This is a genomic window from Bradyrhizobium sp. LTSPM299, from assembly GCF_000938235.1.
Classification (GTDB): Bacteria; Pseudomonadota; Alphaproteobacteria; order Rhizobiales; family Xanthobacteraceae; genus Bradyrhizobium.
Map to the genome: position 1 here is coordinate 1 of NZ_JYMU01000022.1, position 18,520 is coordinate 18,520.

14 protein-coding genes are annotated in these 18,520 nt (G+C 61.1%); 11 read left to right on the plus strand and 3 right to left on the minus strand.

Annotation, left to right across the window (positions count from 1 at the left end; all coding sequences use genetic code 11):
* On the plus strand, window positions 1-242 hold a 242-nt coding region (locus tag UP10_RS45205), incomplete at its 5' end, for a hypothetical protein (protein WP_044587925.1).
* Window positions 243-651: 409 nt separating this feature from the next.
* Here UP10_RS45205 and UP10_RS46480 read toward each other — a convergent pair.
* A complete protein-coding gene (locus tag UP10_RS46480) occupies window positions 652-1,032 on the minus strand; it encodes a site-specific integrase (protein WP_044587926.1) in 381 nt (126 codons plus the stop codon).
* A 700-nt stretch (window positions 1,033-1,732) separates the two neighbouring features.
* Between UP10_RS46480 and UP10_RS13985 the strand changes: the two genes are divergently transcribed.
* Together UP10_RS13985 and UP10_RS13990 are read left to right on the plus strand one after the other, a co-directional pair.
* Complete coding sequence (locus UP10_RS13985) at window positions 1,733-2,443, plus strand: 3-keto-alpha-glucoside-1,2-lyase-like domain-containing protein (protein WP_050043671.1); 711 nt, start codon at window positions 1,733-1,735, stop codon at window positions 2,441-2,443.
* 151 nt (window positions 2,444-2,594) lie between these two features.
* Window positions 2,595-3,251, plus strand: coding sequence for an iron-containing redox enzyme family protein (locus UP10_RS13990; RefSeq protein WP_044587927.1), 657 nt, complete (start codon window positions 2,595-2,597; stop codon window positions 3,249-3,251).
* A gap of 152 nt (window positions 3,252-3,403) precedes the next feature.
* On the opposite strand, the gene UP10_RS13995 is transcribed toward UP10_RS13990, so the two are convergent.
* Complete coding sequence (locus tag UP10_RS13995; protein WP_044587928.1) at window positions 3,404-4,168, minus strand: response regulator; 765 nt, start codon at window positions 4,166-4,168, stop codon at window positions 3,404-3,406.
* Between UP10_RS13995 and UP10_RS14000 the strand changes: the two genes are divergently transcribed.
* From UP10_RS14000 to UP10_RS14035, 8 genes are all read left to right on the plus strand, one after another.
* The gene (locus UP10_RS14000; RefSeq protein WP_082077108.1) at window positions 4,156-5,181 is read left to right on the plus strand and encodes a cytochrome-c peroxidase; all 1,026 of its coding nucleotides are present in this window, start codon (window positions 4,156-4,158) and stop codon (window positions 5,179-5,181) included. The two genes, UP10_RS13995 and UP10_RS14000, sit on opposite strands and share 13 nt — an antisense overlap.
* On the plus strand, window positions 5,178-7,649 hold the full coding sequence (locus tag UP10_RS14005; RefSeq protein ID WP_044587929.1) for a two-component system VirA-like sensor kinase: 2,472 nt from the start codon (window positions 5,178-5,180) through the stop codon (window positions 7,647-7,649). The genes UP10_RS14000 and UP10_RS14005 overlap by 4 nt, the downstream gene beginning before the upstream one ends.
* A 422-nt stretch (window positions 7,650-8,071) precedes the next feature.
* Window positions 8,072-10,972: a beta strand repeat-containing protein gene (locus tag UP10_RS14010; RefSeq protein ID WP_044587930.1), complete on the plus strand. Its 2,901-nt coding sequence runs from the start codon at window positions 8,072-8,074 to the stop codon at window positions 10,970-10,972.
* 25 nt (window positions 10,973-10,997) lie between these two features.
* Window positions 10,998-13,136 carry a type I secretion system permease/ATPase gene (locus tag UP10_RS14015; protein WP_044587931.1) on the plus strand — a complete coding sequence of 713 codons (2,139 nt, stop codon included), beginning with the start codon at window positions 10,998-11,000 and terminating at the stop codon, window positions 13,134-13,136.
* Window positions 13,123-14,577, plus strand: a complete 1,455-nt coding sequence (locus UP10_RS14020; RefSeq protein ID WP_044587932.1) for an HlyD family type I secretion periplasmic adaptor subunit — start codon at window positions 13,123-13,125, stop codon at window positions 14,575-14,577. The genes UP10_RS14015 and UP10_RS14020 overlap by 14 nt, the downstream gene beginning before the upstream one ends.
* Window positions 14,578-14,647: 70 nt before the next feature.
* The gene (locus UP10_RS14025; RefSeq protein WP_050043672.1) at window positions 14,648-15,172 is read left to right on the plus strand and encodes a DUF3455 domain-containing protein; all 525 of its coding nucleotides are present in this window, start codon (window positions 14,648-14,650) and stop codon (window positions 15,170-15,172) included.
* Between the two features lie 83 nt (window positions 15,173-15,255).
* Complete coding sequence (gene paaI, locus UP10_RS14030) at window positions 15,256-15,723, plus strand: hydroxyphenylacetyl-CoA thioesterase PaaI (protein WP_044587957.1); 468 nt, start codon at window positions 15,256-15,258, stop codon at window positions 15,721-15,723.
* 29 nt (window positions 15,724-15,752) lie between these two features.
* Window positions 15,753-16,283, plus strand: coding sequence for a GNAT family N-acetyltransferase (locus UP10_RS14035; RefSeq protein ID WP_050043673.1), 531 nt, complete (start codon window positions 15,753-15,755; stop codon window positions 16,281-16,283).
* Between the two features lie 234 nt (window positions 16,284-16,517).
* Here the strand turns inward: UP10_RS14035 and UP10_RS14040 are convergent, their stop codons facing one another.
* On the minus strand, window positions 16,518-18,518 hold the full coding sequence (locus UP10_RS14040) for a BTAD domain-containing putative transcriptional regulator (protein ID WP_197086807.1): 2,001 nt from the start codon (window positions 18,516-18,518) through the stop codon (window positions 16,518-16,520).
* Between the last annotated feature and the right edge of the window lie 2 nt (window positions 18,519-18,520).

Consider the following 18,520-nt stretch of genomic DNA (forward strand, 5'->3'; position numbering starts at 1 on the left):
GTTCATCTTCCAATCAGTTTTTCGTTGCCGGCGTCCTATGCTTTTTCTCATCCGCTCGTGAAAGTCCGCGATCTTCCTCGGGCTACGGGGCTCTGGCCGTTGATTCCTCGCCCAATATCGAGCATGGCGTCGATCCCAGCGCCAAGGGTGAGATCACCGCGGGCTTTTTTGCCTTGCACTTGCGGCGCGCGTTCTACCGCCAGATCAGCCATCATGAAGAACTGCGGTCGGGCATGGCTTAGTGCTAAATGATGGCTGATCTAATGTGCTGCTGCGTACGAACGAATGCGGTTCACGTGACTACAGCCCAAAGAGAGCCCAAGAATGGGCATGAACAAAATGGGAACTTCATCGGAGGACGGTGACAAAAAGCGCTGCAAAATCAATGGCAGCCAACAAGAGTCATCCGTTCGGGACGCAGGGGGCGCGGGTTGAAATAAGATCGTCAAGCGCTTTACAACTTGGCGATAACCCATTGATCTATTCGGGCGCCGTTAGGCCACCTTTTACAGCTAAGATATTGAGCCTGCTTATTAAAGAGTAGACTCTTAATCAGCGGGTCCCAGGTTCGAGCCCTGGTGCGCCCACCAATCCTTTCAATGACTTGAGAGATTGGACGCCCCTCAAGAGGCGGCCGTTTTACAGGCCATTTTACAGTTTTGTTCGTGCTTCGAGCTTTAGCACGGCGGCCTCGGCGAGCTGGATATCGCGGCCAAGGTAGTGGGCGTCGAGAATGGCTTCGACATCGCGAAGACTGTGACCGGTGACGCCCGCGATCCGCGGCACGGTTGCGCCGGCGATTGCCAACCGAACGACCGCAGTTCCCCTCAAATCGTGAAATGTCCGGCCGGCAATGCCGGCCCGCGGCTGCCGCACGCTGGCGTGTGCCTCACGCCACTCGCGCACGAATTCGGGCGTGCCAGGCTTCGCCTTGATCTGCGGCCCGCCGCGCCATGCGTAGTAGTAGGTCTTGAGTTCGCCTGCAGCTAGGCGAGCCTTGACCTTATGAATTCCTTTCAGAACGACGCGCACGCTCCGCCCTCCAATCGTCCAAAGCCGATACGTCGTCGGCTTTCAAACCGCTCAACGAGTCTAACGCCAGGTCAATAGCTCGCAAGTCCCATCTCGCCGTGCCATCAAGAGGGCCTGGCATCCGTCCCGCTCTGACCCATTGAGAAAAAGTGTTGAGAGACAGGTTGCAATACCGTGCGGCTTGCTCTCGGCTAATTAGCCGCGGGCGCGCCGCAAATTCGAAGTGGGTCGAGTTGCTGTCCCGAGGCGACCTTGAGCCAACGATGTTCTGCCGCGTCATACGAAAGGAGATCCCAGAATTTACCGTATCGATCCTAAGACATGCATAGCGGCTCAGATCGCATTGTGCTTGGTCGTTGTTTGTTGACCAGGCCGACGCTGAGTGACCTAGTCTACCCCCGACCTGTATGCTTGCCCTCCTTGCGAACAATGAAAAGCGCCTTGGCGATGCTAGCTCGCTTTTTGCGGACATCCCGCAGAATGCACGTCGGGTCGCCTTGTCGAGTGCCGCCGCGACTGCCCTAAACCGTTCGCGCAACTATGGATGTCCGGTATCGGTTGAGTACCACAGATGCCAGTACATCCTGCGGCGCCGGCTTGCCTACTGTTACGTGTCTGGTGCCCGCCATTATTGCAAGGCCGAAACGGCTCCTTACATTTTCGTCACGACGCTTTACGACTTAAGATCGAAAGGTTGACCATGTTCGATAGAATAAAACTTGCCGGTGTCACGGCCTGCCTTGTGGCAGTTCTGACAGTGATCCACGCAGGCGCGGCCGAGACTGAACTCTCGCTTCCGCTTGATCAAGCGGCGCAGGTCGAGGCCCACAACGTCACGATACGGGCGATCGAGTATCGCGGCGGTCCGGCGCTCGAGATTCGTCGCATCGTATCGGGCGCCGCTCCTGACATTGACACCTTTGCGTTTGTGCCCGGCTTTGACTTCCATAACGGCACCATCGAGGTTGAGGTTGCCGGCAGTCCACTGCCAGACGCGCCTCCGGGAGCACGCGGCTTTGTCGGCGTGGTATTCCGAGTCCAAACAGCCGACGGGACGTTTGCCTGCGAGGGCATTTATCTGCGCCCGACCAACGGGCGCGCTGATGATCAAGTTCGGCGCAACCACTCGACGCAGTATTTCGCTTACCCAGGCTACGATTTCGCTCGCCTTCGTCGTGAGGCGCCGGCGCAGTATGAGTCCTATGTCGACCTTATCCCGGGTGAATGGACCGCGATGCGCATCGAGGTAAATGGCACTACCGCGAAGCTGTTCGTAGGCGGGGCTCCGCAGCCGGCACTCATCGTCAACGATCTCAAGCGCGGGGCAGACGCACATGGCAGCATCGGCCTTTATGTCGACAACGGTACTGACGGGCATTTTCGGAAGATGCGGGTTCGACCCACGTCGTGACAGGAGCAATTGATCGCGTTACCGATGTAACCAATTCAATTTAAAATGTAGCTAAGCGGTAACTTTGCTCCTGTCTAGTTTGCTTCGCAAGCGGTTGAGCTTCCCACCGCAGCGCGAAAGCGCTCAACTGTTTCGAGAAGGGCAAAACATTATGCAATGGTTACTTGAATACTCCGAGAACTACCGAGCGCAGCTTCGCCAGGGCCCGTTTTTCACCAACCTTTCCAGGGCCGACCAACCCAACGATCTGCAGTGGGTCCATCAGCTCATTCATCAATCGCGCGAATTTACGCAAGCGCTCTGTTTGCGTTACTCGCTGTGTCAGGACAAACGCTTTCAGCCGGTGTTTGCCGAACACGCCGTCGAGGAAGCAGATCATCCCGACCAGCTCATTGCCTGGATGAAGGAGCATGGATTTCTGAACGGCGTCGAACCCTGCAGCGTGCCTGCGACTCTTGAGACGATGAATACCTTGTCTTTCTGCTGGCGCAGCGCCATGCGCGACCCTCACGATTTGCAGGTCGTCGCGCTCAACGTGCTCAGTGAAGGCGTCGCGTTCGACTTCTATAGTGCTGTCATTCCCGTTCTGAAGAAGCTGAAAATCCATACCGGACGATATTGGGGCGTGCATGCCGACGTAGACATGCACCATTTGACGATGGGTCTCGATCTTTGCGATGAGGTCGCGCCAAACTCCGCGAAGGGGCAGCTCTATCACCGCACGCTGTGGCAATCCGCCACTCTCTACCACCAGATGCTCAGTTCCTGGGTCGGTGAGCGGGTTGAACCGATTAGTCTGCTGATCTAACCGGACTAGGTGGTTAAAAGGCAAGAATCGGGGTGACCAGTGCGCGTCCGCAGAGGTCCAGCCAATTGTGATGGGGCGCTGGTGCCACGAACTGTGATGGAAGCAGAGACTTTCCGTGAGTGAAACGTCAGCGGTGGTCGCCAGTTGCCTCGTCAGACCCGCTCTACCGAAACCGCGAATACATACCCGACGCCGCGCTCGGTCTGGATGACGCGCGGCGCGCTCGGATCGCGCTCGAGCTTTCGCCGCAGGCGAAGAATCTGCACATCGATGCTGCGGTCGAAGACATCTTCGTGAACGCGGGTCGCCTGCAATAGGTGTTCGCGGCTAAGCGGACGTTGTGGCGCTTCGAGAAAGGCTAGCAGCATCGCGTACTCGCCCTTGGTCAATGCGACGGTGGCACCGGCCGGGTCGGTAAGCTGACGAATCCTTCGGTCGAGCTGCCAGCCAGAAAATCGAAATCGGCCGCGCTCTTGATCGCGCGCTGGCGCGGTCCTTCCGGCATCGAACCGACGCAAGATCGCGCGAACACGCGCGAGTAATTCGCGCAGGTTGAATGGTTTCGTAAGATAATCGTCGGCGCCAAGCTCTAGACCAACGACCCGATCGATTTCGTCGCGGCGGTGACCGGTGATGATGATCACGGGCACCTCTGAGTTCACGCGGACCTCCCGTAGCAGATCCAGTCCGTCTTCTGATCCAAGCCGGAGATCAAGGATCACTAGATTTACGTCGTCGCTGCCAAGTCGGTCGACCATTTCCTGGCGATTATTTGCCGCCAGGGTCCTGATGTTGTTCTCCGCGAAATAGTTTAAGATCATGCGCTGTAAGGCCGGGTCATCTTCCACGACGAGGACGCACACTTGCCGATCACCGCTTCCGCGAGGACCTGGGTCATTCAGTGATGAGCCGCTCATTGCGTCCTGCCCCTTTTTCGGCGCCGCCGGCGATCACGGCGGCCTTGCACGGCTGCGGTTTCGTGTGTCTGCTGCTAGCGCTCGTGTGTCTCAGCGCCATCGCGCCGGCAGACGCACAATCGCCGAGCTTTGAGGCACGCGCCGACCGAGAGCCGATCACGCCAATTCCTGCGCCGCGCGCCGAAGACCCGCAGCGTGTCCTGCTCGGAGAGAGATTGTTTGACGACCGGCGTCTGTCTCACGATAATACACATAGTTGCTCAACGTGCCACGATATAGCAACCAATGGCGCCAGCGCCAGTATCCGCGATACGCGTGAGGGCCAGCCAGTCGCCCTCAATACGCCGACGGTCTTCAATGTGAGTCTCAACTTCCGCCTGAATTGGGAGGGCAATTTCCGCTCGTTGGAAGAAGGAATTGAGGGCAGTCTTCGCAATCCGGCGATTATGGCGTCGAGCGTTGAAGAAGCCCTCGGCAAACTGCGCGCCGACCCCGAAATCGTGAGGCAGTTTCGCGATGCCTACGGACGGGAGCCAGATGTCGCCGCCGTGCTGGATGCGATCGCGACATACGAGCGGTCATTAGTTACGCCGGGCAGCCGCTTCGATCGATGGCTTGCCGGGGAAAGCAACGCCATGACGCCGGACGAGTTGTCGGGTTATCAGGTTTTCAAGTCGCTTGGTTGCATCACCTGCCACCAGGGTGTCAATGTGGGTGGTAACCTGTTTCAACGTCATGGCATTTTCCATCCATTGGGCTCGCCGGAGCCGGTATTGGTTCGCGTCCCCAGCTTACGAAATGTGGCGATCACTGCTCCATACTTCCACGACGGTAGTGCCTCCACGTTGCCCGAGGCGGTCAAAGCGATGGGTATAGCCCAACTCGACCGCGTTTTAACCGATCAGCAAATCACCGCCGTCGTCGCCTTCCTTAATACGCTGACTGGGACCTACCGCGGTCGAGCCGTAAGGCCCGCCGCCGTCACGCCACGCACTGGCTTGCCGATCCCATGAGAAATTTACCATTTATTCTCGGTGTTTCATTTCTGCTCGCGCTGCTGACCTGGCTGTTGTTGCGCGGCATAGATACCAACGCGTCCACCTATGCGGTGACGCTCCAGACGCTGGACGAATATGCGCTTGCAGAAGCCTCGCTTCACCGCGACGTGCTTCAGGCGAGGGCTGGCCTGCTTCGTGACTACGACACTTTCACCACTGCTGTGAGAGCGATGGAGGATGCGGTCGGTCGGCTCCGCTCTCGCGCACGGGCCGAAGCTCTCGATACGAGACCAATTGACCGGCTAGCGGAGGCGGTTGTCGAGCAGGAAGAGCTACTGGAACGTTTCAAGACCAGCAACGCGCTGATGCAGAATTCGCTCTCTTATGTCGGCCTGCTCAGCACGAGCCCTGCGTTCCTTGCTCACGATGTGCAACTCGCGCCGGCAACAGGTGCATTGGCGGCTGCGATCCTCCACCTGGCGCGCGACACCTCGTCCGACGCGCTACGGGCGCTCCAGGAAAGGATCGACCAGTTTGCGCGGCAAGCGCCCACCACCGGACCGGACGCAGAATCAGCGCGCGCGATGCTGGCACATGCACGGCTGCTCCATGAGCAGCTCCCTGCGGTCGATGAAACGCTGAAGGCCTTCATCGCCGCGGCCAGCACGCAAGCCCTGGAGGAGAGCCGCGAACTGTTTTCCCGTCATCGGTCCGTGGTCGAGGCCGGGGAGCAGCGCTATCGGCTGCTGCTCTACGTTGTCGCCCTTCTGTTGCTTGTCATGCTCGTCATTCTCGGCCTTCGGTTGCGGGCACGGGCGGTGGCGTTGCGTCGGAGGGCAGCATTTGAGCACGTCATCGCCGAGAATTCGACGCGCTTAATCAATTGCTCGCCGGCCGAAACCGGGATGCGGTTGAAGCAGGTGCTGGGTGAATTCAGTCGGATCGTCGACGCGGATCGCGCATATGTTGTGCTAGACGAAAAACCGGTCAGGGTTCACGCATGGTCGAAGGACGGAGTGACGTTTCCGCCAGGATGGCCTCGACAGGCGCTGGCGGTAGCCGAGGAGCTCGGCGCTAGTGACGGGGTCACTATTGCCGATGCGACCGCCTTGCCGCCCGGCGTCGTCAAGGATGCGCTGACGGATGCTGGCGTTCGCGCATGGGCCTGTTTGCCGCTGATTCGACCGGGGCGGGTCCAGGGCATCATGGGTTTTGACCGCTTTCGGCCGATACGGAACAGGATTTCTCCTATTCCGCTCGCGCGGCTTGCCGGTGACGCGGTAGCTAACGCGCTCGAGCGCGAATTTCTTGAGCGCGAAAGGACCAAGCTTGCGATGCGGCTGGAGCGGGCACGTCGCATGCAGATGATCGGATCACTGGCCAGCGGGATCGCGCACAACTTCAACAATATCATCGGCGCGATCCTCGGTTATTCGGAGATGGCGGAGCCGCAAATCACTCGCGGTACCAAGCCGGCGCAACACATCGACGAGATACGCCGGGCCGCCGAGCGCGGTCGCGACCTCGTCGACAATATTCTCACCTTTGGCCGACGTGCCGATGGGCGTGCCCGTCCGGTTCAGGTGCGCACCCTGCTCAACGAGGCGGCCTCGATGTTGCGTGCCTCGTTGCCGTCGGATGTAGAGCTTGTCTTCGAAGAAGTTCCGGCCGAGGTCGCCGTGTCAGGCGAACCGGCGCAGCTCCAGCAGGTCATCCTGAATCTGTGCACCAACGCCGCGCAAGCGACGAACGATGCTGGTTGTATCCGCGTAGCCGTGAAACAAGAACAGGTCACCGCTTTCGTTGAGATGAGCGACGGAGAATTATTGCTTGGCCGCTACGTATGCCTTTCCGTCAGCGACAACGGCAGCGGTATCGATGAACGCGTCGCGCGGCGAATGTTCGAGCCGTTCTTCACGACGCGCGTGGCAGGAACTGGCCTTGGTCTCGCGACGGTTCGGGAAATCGTCCGCGATCATGATGGAGCCATCAACGTTCAGAGCGAACCGGGCTGTGGAAGCCGGTTCGAGGTCTGGCTGCCCGCCATGGCGGCGGACACCGCCGCGGTAGACGAGTTGTCGGCGGTTCCACTTGGACGCGGCGAGACCGTCCTGATCGTCGAAGGCGAGCGAGATCGTTTGCTGCGCGATGAAGAGAAGTTGGCGGCGCTGGGATACGAGCCGGTCGGGTTTGAGTTAGCGGCGGATGCCCTTGCGGCATGCCGTTCCGACTCCGCGCGATTCGATATCATCCTGGTCGGTCACGCCTCGCGGCACCAGGGAGGGTTGGAATTGGCGCGGGCCCTCCACGAGGTGTCGCCGTTGCAGCCTGTGCTGCTTGCCGTCGCATCTGCCGCCGATGTGAGCGTCGATGTGCTGACGGACGCCGGTATCTCCGAAGTGCTGCACTGGCCTCTGGACAACACCGAACTTGCAGCGGCATTGGATCGCTGCTTGCGAGCGTCGGCCAGATTACAGCCGTAACACGATTATCCTTGTCTGAAATACTTCCGTAGCGCAGGGCCGCCATTTCTGGTGGCCCGCAGTCGTGCATACGCACGTCAAGATAACGGAGGTGACAGTGGTTACCAGATCGAGCGTTTCGCCGGGCCTGGACTTGGCGAACAAGGCAAGAGTTCCTTCACGTACGTCAGCAACCAAGCCTGACGTCGATATGTTCGGAATGATCGCCATCCTTTGCGGAGCCGGCCTCGTCGTTGCGGTGCTTTTGGCAACCTGCGGTCTCGATCTGAGCGTCGGATTGTTCTGACTCCTTCGGCGGTCCCCGGTCACGCCCACGCGTCGGGATCATTGAAGACGCAGGCCACAACAAAATAGTTCTGCACGAAACAGCAACGCAAGAACGCGCATCGCGCTGATTCATCAACCTCGAAAGGACGACCACAATGGCAATACAAGCTAGTTTTTCCGCAACCTCCGGCGTGTTGACGGTGTTCGACGATGCCCTCGACAACACCATCGTCGCAAGCCGCGATGCGGCCGGCGAGATTTTCATCAACGGCGGCGCCGTGACCATCCTGGGCGGCCAACCGACGGTTGCCAACACAGTGACGATCCAGGTGTTCGGCCAGGCCGGTAACGACACGATCTCGGTCGACGAAAGCAACGGCGCAATGCCGGCCGTGCAGTTGTTCGGAGGCGCCGGTAACGACACCCTGATCGGCGGTTCGGGCAATGATCAGCTGTTCGGCGGCGCCGGTAACGACATCCTGCAAGGCAAGGGCGGGGACGATCTTCTGTTTGGCGGTGACGGCAACGACACGCTGACCGGAGGTACCGGCAACGACCAGATGTTCGGACAGGCCGGCAACGACCTCATGATCTGGAACCCTGGCGAGGGCACCGACCTGATGGAAGGCGGCGACGGCATCGATACCGCCGAGGTCAACGGCGGCAACGGCGCCGAGATTTTTACGATCGAGGCCAATGGTACCCGCGTGCGTTTCGATCGCATCAGCCCTGCGCCGTTTTCTCTCGACATCGGCACCACCGAGAATTTCGTTCTTAACATGAACGGCGGCGACGACGTCTTCACCGCCGGCAACGGCCTTGCCAACCTGATCCATCTCACCATCGACGGCGGCGCTGGCAATGACACCATCACCGGTGGCGACGGCAACGACACCCTGATCGGTGGCGACGGCAACGACATCATCACTGGCGGCCGTGGCAACGACACTCTGCTCGGCGGCACCGGCGACGACACCTTCATCTGGAATCCGGGCGACGGCAGCGACTCCGTCGAAGGACAGGACGGCACCGATACGCTGGTCTTCAACGGCGCCAACGTCAACGAAAACGTCAGTATCACCGCCAACCACGGCCGGGTGAAGTTCACCCGCGACGTCGCCAATATCACGATGGATCTCAACGGGATCGAGCACATCGATTTTAACGCGGTCGGCGGCGCCGACAACATCAATGTCGGCGACCTCACCGGAACCGGCGTCACCCAGGTCGCGATCGATCTTGAATCGACACCTGGCAGTGGCGTGGGCGACGGCGCGGCCGATACTGTGACCGTCAACGGCACCAATGGCAGCGACAACATTCAGGTGGCGGGAGCGGGAGGTTCGGTTACGGTCGCGGGCCTGCCCGCAACGGTTACCCTCGCCGGATCCGAGGGGGCCAACGACCAGCTCGTCGTCGAGGGCGGTGCTGGCAACGACGTTATCACCGCTGCGGGCCTCCCGGCCGGCGTCATCGGCCTCACGATTGATGGCGGTGCTGGCAACGACACCATCACCGGAAGCCAGGGCAACGACATACTGATCGGCGGTGACGGCAACGACACCGTGATCGGCGGTCGCGGCAATGACGTCGCGTCGCTTGGCAATGGCAACGACACCTTCATCTGGAATCCGGGCGATGGCAGCGACACGGTCGACGGCGGGGCAGGCACCGATACGCTGGTATTCAACGGCGCCAATGTCGGCGAGAACATCAACATCTCCGCCAATGGTTCGCGGGTGAGGCTGTTCCGCGATGTCGGTAATGTAACCATGGACATCTCCGGCATCGAGCACATCCAGCTTGCTACCCTCGGCGGCGCCGACACTGTCACAGTCAATGACCTCTCCGGAACCGACGCCAAGCAGGTCGCAATCGACCTGTCGGCGACGCCGGGCAGCGGTCAGGGTGATGGCGTGGCGGACACCGTGAACGTCAACGGCACGGCCGGCGACGACCGCATCAGCGTCGCAAGCAGCGGTTCGTCGGTCGTCGTCAACGGATTGGCGGCGCAGGTGACGGTCAACGGCTTCGACGCCGGCATCGACTCGCTGGCCGTTAATGGCGGCGCCGGAAACGACGTCATCAACGCTTCCGCGGTTCACGCCGGCCAGATCAGTCTTGCCCTCAACGGCGGCGATGGCAACGACACCATCACCGGCAGCGCGGGCAACGACACCGTCATTGGCGGGCGCGGCAATGACGTGGCGAATATGGGTGCAGGCAATGACACCTTCGTCTGGAACCCCGGCGATGGCAGCGACACCGTGGACGGAGGGGCCGGCAACGATACCCTGCTGTTCAACGGAGCCAACGTGAACGAGAACATGGAGATCTCGGCCAGTGGCGGGCATGCGATCCTCACCCGCGACGTCGGCATCGTCACGATGAATCTCGATCACGTCGAGAACATCGACGTCAACGCGCTGGGCGGTGCGGACACCATCACGGTGGATGACCTGTCCAAGACCGACGTGAAGCATGTTGCGATCGACTTGTCCGCGCCTCTCGGTAGCGGACAGGGCGATGGTCAGGCCGACACGGTCGTGATCAACGCCACCAATGGTGACGACGCGATCTCGATCACCGACAACAACGGCGTAGTCACGGTGTCGGGTCTGGCTACCGACGTCACGATCACCGGCTTCGAGGTCAACGATCGCATCGTTATCAACGGCCTCGGCGGCGATGACGTCATCAACGCCTTCGGGCTTGGAGGCGCGATGCAGTTCACCGCCAATGGCGGCGACGGCAACGACATCCTGATCGGCAGCCGCGGCAACGACACTCTGAGCGGCGGGGCTGGGGATGACACCCTGATCGGCAATGGCGGAACCGACGTTCTCGACGGCGGCACCGGCAACAACCTCCAGTTCCAGGCGGTGGTGAATCCCGGCGGTGCCGTGAGCAACGCGTCGTCTGTGGCGAGCGCTGCCCTGCTGGGCCAGTTCATGGCCTCGAGCCTGGTCTCGACGGGTGCTGGTCTCGGGGGCATGCCGCTTGCCGATACCACGCCTGGCCAGCAGCCGCTGCTGACGCTGCCCCACGCCGCCTGACGCAACATCACCCTGGAGAGCATCCATGAGCAACGAAACCAACAGCACGAGACCGGTCGATCAAGGTCTTGAAGCCCTTGTGACGCTGCTGCATCTCCAGGGGGTTGCGGCCGATGCCGGACAGATCGCGCATCGGCTGGGCACAGACAAGATCGGCGCACCGGAGATGCTCCGGTGCGCCAAAGACCTCGGACTCAAGGCACGTGCCTGCCGGACCGACTGGTCCCGGCTCGGCAGCACGCCCTTGCCCGCCATCGCGGCCCTGCGTGATGGCGGCTTCCTGGTGGTCGCCAAGGCCGCCGAGGGCAAGGTTCTGGTGCAGTCGCCGGCGTCCCGGCCCGCGCTGATGACGCGGGACGAACTTGTTTCGGTCTGGGACGGTCAGTTGATCCTGATGACCCGCCGCGCCGGTCTGTCGGATATCACCCACCGCTTCGACATCGCGTGGTTTCTGGGCGCGATTTACAAATATCGTCATCTGCTCGGTGAGGTGCTGGTCGGATCGTTCTTCCTGCAACTGTTCGGCCTGGTTTCGCCGCTGTTCTTCCAGGTGGTGATCGACAAGGTGCTGGTGCATCGGTCGCTGACCACCCTCGACGTCCTGGTTTTCGGACTGGTGTCGATCTCGGTGTTCGAGACCGTGCTGGGGATCCTGCGCACCTATCTGTTTTCCCACACCACCAACCGGATTGACGTCGAACTCGGCGCGCGCCTGTTTCACCATTTGCTTGCTTTGCCGATGGCCTATTTCCAGGCCCGTCGTGTCGGGGACTCGGTGGCACGGGTGCGCGAACTGGAGAACATCCGAAATTTTCTCACCAGCTCGGCGCTAACCCTGCTGATCGACCTGTTCTTTACGTTCGTCTTCCTGGGCGTGATGTTTTTCTATTCGCCACTGCTGACCTGGATCGTGATCGGCTCGTTCCCCTTCTACATCGCGATATCGGCCGGCGTGACGCCGCTGTTCCGGCGGCGGCTTGACGAGAAATTCCGGCGTGGTGCCGAGAACCAGGCCTTTCTGGTCGAGAGCGTCACCGGCATTGAGACGCTCAAGGCGATGGCGGTCGAGCCGCAGATGCAGCGCCGCTGGGAAGAGCAACTGGCCGGCTATGTGGCGGCGAGCTTCCGGGTCCTCAGTCTCGGCAACAGCGCCAGCCAGACGGTACAGCTGGTTAACAAGATCGTCACGGCAAGCATCCTGTATTGCGGTGCCAAGCTCGTCATCGGTGGCGATCTCTCGGTCGGCGAACTCGTCGCCTTCAACATCCTGGCCGGTAGGGTGAGCGCGCCGGTGCTGCGCCTGGCGCAGATCTGGCAGGATTTTCACCAAGCGCGGCTGTCGATAGCGCGGCTCGGCGACATCCTCAACACCACCGCGGAGCCGACCTATTCGGCCGGGCGGGCGCGGCTGCCGGCGATCCGCGGCGACATCAAATTCGACCACGTCTCGTTCCGCTATCGCGTTGATGGGCAGGAAGTGCTGCACGATGTCTCTTTCGAGGTGCCGGCTGGCCAGACCGTCGGCATCGTCGGACCCTCGGGTTCGGGCAAGAGCACGTTCGCCAAGCTGGTGCAGCGGCTCTATGTGCCGGAGCGGGGGCGGGTGCTGGTGGACGGCATGGACCTCGCCGTGGCCGATCCGGCTTGGCTGCGCCGCCAGATTGGCGTCGTGCTGCAGGAGAACGTGCTGTTCAACCGTTCCGTGCGCGACAATATCGCGCTTTCCGATCCGGCGATGCCGATGGAACGCATTGTTGCGGCGGCGCGGCTCGCTGGAGCGCACGATTTCATCCTCGAACTTGCCGAGGGCTACGACACCGTGGTCGGCGAGCGCGGGTCGACGCTTTCTGGCGGTCAGCGGCAGCGCATCGCCATCGCGCGTGCGCTGGTCGGCGACCCGCGCATCCTGATCTTCGACGAAGCGACCAGCGCGCTGGACTATGAGAGCGAACGCATCGTTCAGCAGAACATGAAGGATATCGCCAGAGGGCGAACGGTGCTGGTGATCGCGCACCGGCTTTCGACTGTGCGCGCGGCGGACCGCATCGTCACGCTCGATCGCGGTCGCCTGGTCGAGGACGGCAGCCACGACACATTGATCAAGACCGGCGGCCGCTACGCGTCGCTGCACCGGTTGCAAGGAGGATTCCATGAAGTCGTCTGAAGCGGCTGTCGCCGCCGGATCCGCGCCACGCGTGATCCCGTTCCGCACTGCACTACGCAGAAGCAGCCAGGAACTGGCGTTTCTACCGGCGGCACTCGAGATCGTGGAGACGCCACCGTCGCCGGTCGGCCGAGCGACCGCGGCCACCATTGCCGTGGTGTTCTGCGCCGCCCTGCTCTGGGCCTGGTGGGGCACCATCGACATCGTGGCGTCGGCGACCGGAAAAATCCTGCCGGGCGATGGCAGCAAGGTGGTGCAGCCGTTCGAAACCGGCGTCGTGCGGTCGATCAGGGTACAGGACGGGCAGGCGGTCAAGGCCGGCGACGTGCTGATCGAACTCGACCCGACCGTGAGCGCGGCGGAGCGCGATCATCTGCGCAACGATCTGCAGGCCGAGCGGCTCAACATCGCGCGCGTGCGCGCGGCGCTCGCCGGCAGCGACGATCCCGCTGCCGACTTCATGCCGCCCACCGGTGCAGACCCGGAACTGGTTGCGACCCAGCGTCAGCTGTTGCTGAACCAGGTGACCGAGCAGCGCGCCAAGATCGCAGCATTGCTGCGCCAGCAGGCGCAGAAGGAGGCCGAGCTATCCACCACGTCGGCTACAATCCACAAGCTCGAGACGATCATTCCGGTGATCCAGTCGCGCGTCGACATTCGCAAGACGCTGGTCGAAAAGGAGTTGGGTTCGAAGCTGAGCTATTTCGAGGTGCTCCAGTTGCTGGTCGAGCAACAGGAGGAGTTCAACGTCCAGAACAGCCATCTGCATGAGACCGAGGCGGCGATCGCAGCGATCCGCGAGACCCGCGGGCAGGCGGCGGCGGAGTATCGGCATACGCTCTCCGACGAACTGGCCAAATCCGAGCAGAAGGCGAACGGGCTCGCACAGGACTTGATCAAGGCCGAGCAGAGGACCAGGCTTCAGCAACTGGCGGCGCCCGTCGACGGCGTGGTGCAGCAGCTCGCCATCCACACCGTCGGCGGCGTGGTCACGCCGGCGCAGTCGCTGCTGGTGATCGTACCGAGCGACAGCCGGCTGGAAATCGAGGCCATGGTGTCGAATCACGACATCGGCTTTGTCCACGCCGGGCAGCAAGCCGAGATCAAGATCGATACCTTCAATTTTACCCGCTACGGGCTCCTGCATGGCCAGGTGCTTTCGGTCTCGCAGGATGCCGTGATCCGCGATCGCCAGCTGGATCGCTCCAACGATCGGACCCTGGGGACGCAGAATGAAACCAGCGAGCCGAAGGGTCAGGAGCTGAACTACAGCGCGCGCATTTCGCTCGACCGCGCCAAAATGCAGATCGACGACAGGGTCGTCAATCTGTCGCCCGGCATGGCCGTGACGGTGGAGATCAAGACGGGATCGCGGACGGTCCTGAGCTATCTGCTTTCGCCGCTGCTGCGCTACCGCCAGGAAGTATTGCGCGAGCGCTAGGCCGGCGAGCACTCCGGCTTTGCCCCACCGGCCGACCCATACGATTACTGCAACCAAACAGAGAAAACCGATGAAGATTCAGAAAGCGTTGCTTAACGCCGTTTCGTTTGCCTCCCTCTCGCTCATCAGCAGGGTAGCGGCGCAAGAGCCGTTGGCGATTACGGTGCGCGACAGGACCGTCATCACTACCCTCCATGCCGAGGGCGCGCAGGTTTACGAGTGCAAGCCGGACACGGGGAAATCCCAATCAGGAGTTCGCGCGCTGATCTGGCAATTCCGCGAGCCGATTGCCACGCTCATGCTGGACGGAAAGTCAATCGGACAGCATTACGCTGGCCCGAGTTGGGACCTTACGGACGGCAGCGCCGTGAAGGGCAAGGTCATCGCCAGCGCGCCCGGCGCGACCTCGAACGACATTCCTTCGCTCGAACTTGAAGTGGTCTACCAGCACGGCAACGGCATTCTGTCGGCGGCGACGGTTGTCCAGCGCACCAACACCAAAGGCGGGATAGCACACGGAGCTTGCGAGAGAGCCGGCGATTACCGCAGCGCGCCCTATTCCGCGGATTACGTGTTCCTGCGCAAAGGCGGCTGATGGACCAACCCAAAAGCAGAGAAGCTAATGTCTTACCCGAGAAAATACTGCTTACGGCAACCGCGGATAGCTGGGAGCTTGTGGTGAGCAATGCGGCCGCCATTTCGTCACGCAAGCTGGCGCGGGCTTGCGCAGATTTCTTGTGGCGCGAGGACGCCACGCTGCAAAGCCTTGGTCTTGAGCGGTTGTCGATCGAGGTCGGGCAAGCCGCGGTTGCGATGATTGTGCTTCCTTCCATGGTCAACGGCCTTGGCATTACACATGGAGGTGCGATCTTTACGCTGGCCGATTCAGTATTTGCGCTGGCTTGCAATACCTATAATGAACGGACCATCTCCGCGCATTGCAGCATTTCGTTTTTGCGACCAACGAGACTCGGCGATCGTCTGGTCGCAGTGGCGACCGAAGTCGTGCGGTCCGGACGATCGGGCATCTATGACGTCAGGGTTACCTCGGAACATTCCATCGTCGCCGAATTTCGGGCCCATTCCCGGGTCGTCGGCGGCGCTCTCCTCCCGGTAAACCGGGACAGTTCCCGTGTGGGCGAATGACACGAGAGCCGTGTCTGCTGGGACGAGCCATGATGAGAGCGGATGCGGAAACCGTCAGCGTCAGGCTGGCCGGTTGGTCTGAGCGGCCGTTGATCGAACGCCTCGCACAATTCTACATCTACGACTTCTCGGAGATGGAGCCGCCCGGTTCGAAAGAAATGGACTTCGACGACCATGGCGGCTACTCGCCGCTTCCGGATCTGGACCTCTATTGGCGCGTCGATGGCTTCCGCCCGCTATTGATCCGCGTGAGGCAACGGTTGGCCGGCTTTGCCCTGATCAACAGCCGCCATCACCGCGACGGCAGCATCGAGCACAATATCAGGGAATTTTTCGTGGCGCGAAAACATCGCCGCTGCGGCGTGGGGACAGAGGCGGTCGGCCAGATACTGGCGCAGTATCCGGGTCATTGGAAGATTGCGGTGGCTGAACGCAATGTGGCGGCCAAGGCGTTCTGGCCGCGCGCGATCGGGGTCGCGCCGACTGTCACTCAACTGGTTCAGCTTAGCGGCGACGCCGACCATTGGCGCGGCCTTATCTGGAGCTTTCGGGCGGAATAGCATGTCATATGAGCGTGCTTCCGCGTGAACGCGCTTTTGCGATCGACCCCTTTGGCGCAAAGCGGCCGGTCATGGACATGTCCGCTCCCGGCGGCAGAACGGACATGCCACGCCGATGGGCTCGGGCCTCAGTTTGACCCGGAACGGACCTCGTGTGCCCCGTGCCAAGAGATGAGCTTGCGGAAAAATTGCTATCATCTTGAAGACGGGTTCCATGAAGCAGAGGAAGTCGCATCACTCTGGCAACCCGGCCTTTCTCAGGCCCATTGCCAATCTTGCACTCTGCCCGGGGTGACGGAATGGCATGAGCTTCTCGAGCTGGGAAATGGTTCGGGTCGGGTCGAACTCGCGAATGCGTGCGACCGTGCCTTTCGCGCGGTCCATGTCACCCACATACGCGCTGCTCGCCGCGACAAGGTGAAGTGCAGGACGAAAAGTCGGCATGTCCTTTAAGCAGCCTTCGACGGCGGCCAAGGCGCGGTCGTCGCGACCGGCCATGAAATGCGAATATGCGACTCCGAGATGGCAGCCCCAGCTGAAAGGATCGAACGGGCTGAGGCGCTCCGATTGTAAGAAATGCTCGATTGCCAGTTCTGGCTCACCGTTAAAGACTCTCACCCAACCGCTGAAGAACCAGGCAATCACGAGGTTTGGATTGAGCGCGATGGCTCGACTAACGAGGGTGACCCCCGCGTCGAAGTCGCGTGCAAGGCTGGTGACCACAAAGCCCGCAATGGACAATGCTGTTGCATCGTCTGGACCCAGTCGAGCGGCAAGCCGCGCCAATCGCTCCGCTTCGCGCGCCTTGTCGGGGTCCGCCCAAAAGGACGCCGGAAAGAAGTGACACCATGCGGCCATGGCGTGCGCCGACGCGAAACTCGAATCAAGCTCTATTGCTTTGTGAAACAACACCTCCGCTTCAGCGATCGCTTTTTTGTAGCCTAGATGGAAGCTCGCCATGCCACGTAGATAGTAATCATATGCATCGAGGCTCTCAGTCGGCTTGCGCCTCGCCCGCTCAATCTCGGCGCGTTCCAGCTTCGGTGCAATGGCGGCCACGATCATCGCCGACATCTGGTCTTGCAGGTCGAAGATGTCCTCGAGCGTGCCGTCAAAACGATCAGCCCAGATGTGCACGCCTTTTGCCGTGTCAATAAGCTGGCCGCCTATGCGAACGCGTTTTCCCGACTTGCGAACACTTCCTTCCAGCACGTAACGAACACCAAGTTCTCGCCCGATCTGGCGGACATCGACCGATTTTCCCTTGTAGGTGAAAGATGAATTGCGGGAGATTACGAACAGCTCTGAGAACCGGGACAGCCATGCAATGACGTCCTCGGTGATCCCGTCGCTGAAATAGCTTTCCTCCGGGTTACCCGACGAGTTGGCGAAAGGCAGAACCGCCACGGACGCCCTGTTTCTTGATGCACCAGCGGGCAGATCCGTGCCGCTCTGCGCTTCGACATCGTCCAAGTCCGTGTCGCTCACTGCGCTCGGATGCGTGCGGTATCGACTTTGCAGAATCTCTCGCCGTAGCGCCTTTGTTGCAGCCTCCGGCTCGACGACAAGTTCGCGCTGGAGGAATGTTTCACAGATAACGTATTGCTTGAGCGCTTGCGCCGTTCGGCCGGTCGCATGGTAAAGCCGCATGAGCGCGCGATGCGCACTTTCTTCAAGCGGGTCAATGGTCAAAAGCCGCATCGCCACCTGGTTCGCCTGTTCGCGATCACCCGCTTCTTCGTGATGCGCCAGCAGCCGGTTCAATCCGTCGACGGCCAGTGCTTGAAGGCGACGGCGTTCGGTGACCAGCCATTCCTCGAATGGCTCGTCTTGCAAGTTTAGACCCTCCAGCAATTCGCCTTGATAAAGCTCCATCGCGCGAGCGAGGCCGCCGTCCCCGTGGGTCTGCAGCGCCCGTTCGAATTCGCCGGCATCGACAGTGATGCTAGCGGTCTCAAGCCGCACCGTTTCACCTTCCAGGATGAGCGGCAGCAGCACCTGGTTCGTTTCGCATGCGCGGCGGATCACGGTTAGGCATTGTCGAAGATTTTGCCGCGCAGATTCTCCGCTGCGACTACTCCACAACATGCCCGCGAGCTTGTCCCGCCGGTGCGACCTGCCAGGAGCGAGCGCAAGGTAGGCGAGGAGAGCCTGTGCCTTCTTGCTCAGCGCGCCCGAGGGATCAGCGCCAGACAGCGAGAAGGCGCCCAGGAGTGTTAGACGAAATTCTGTCATGG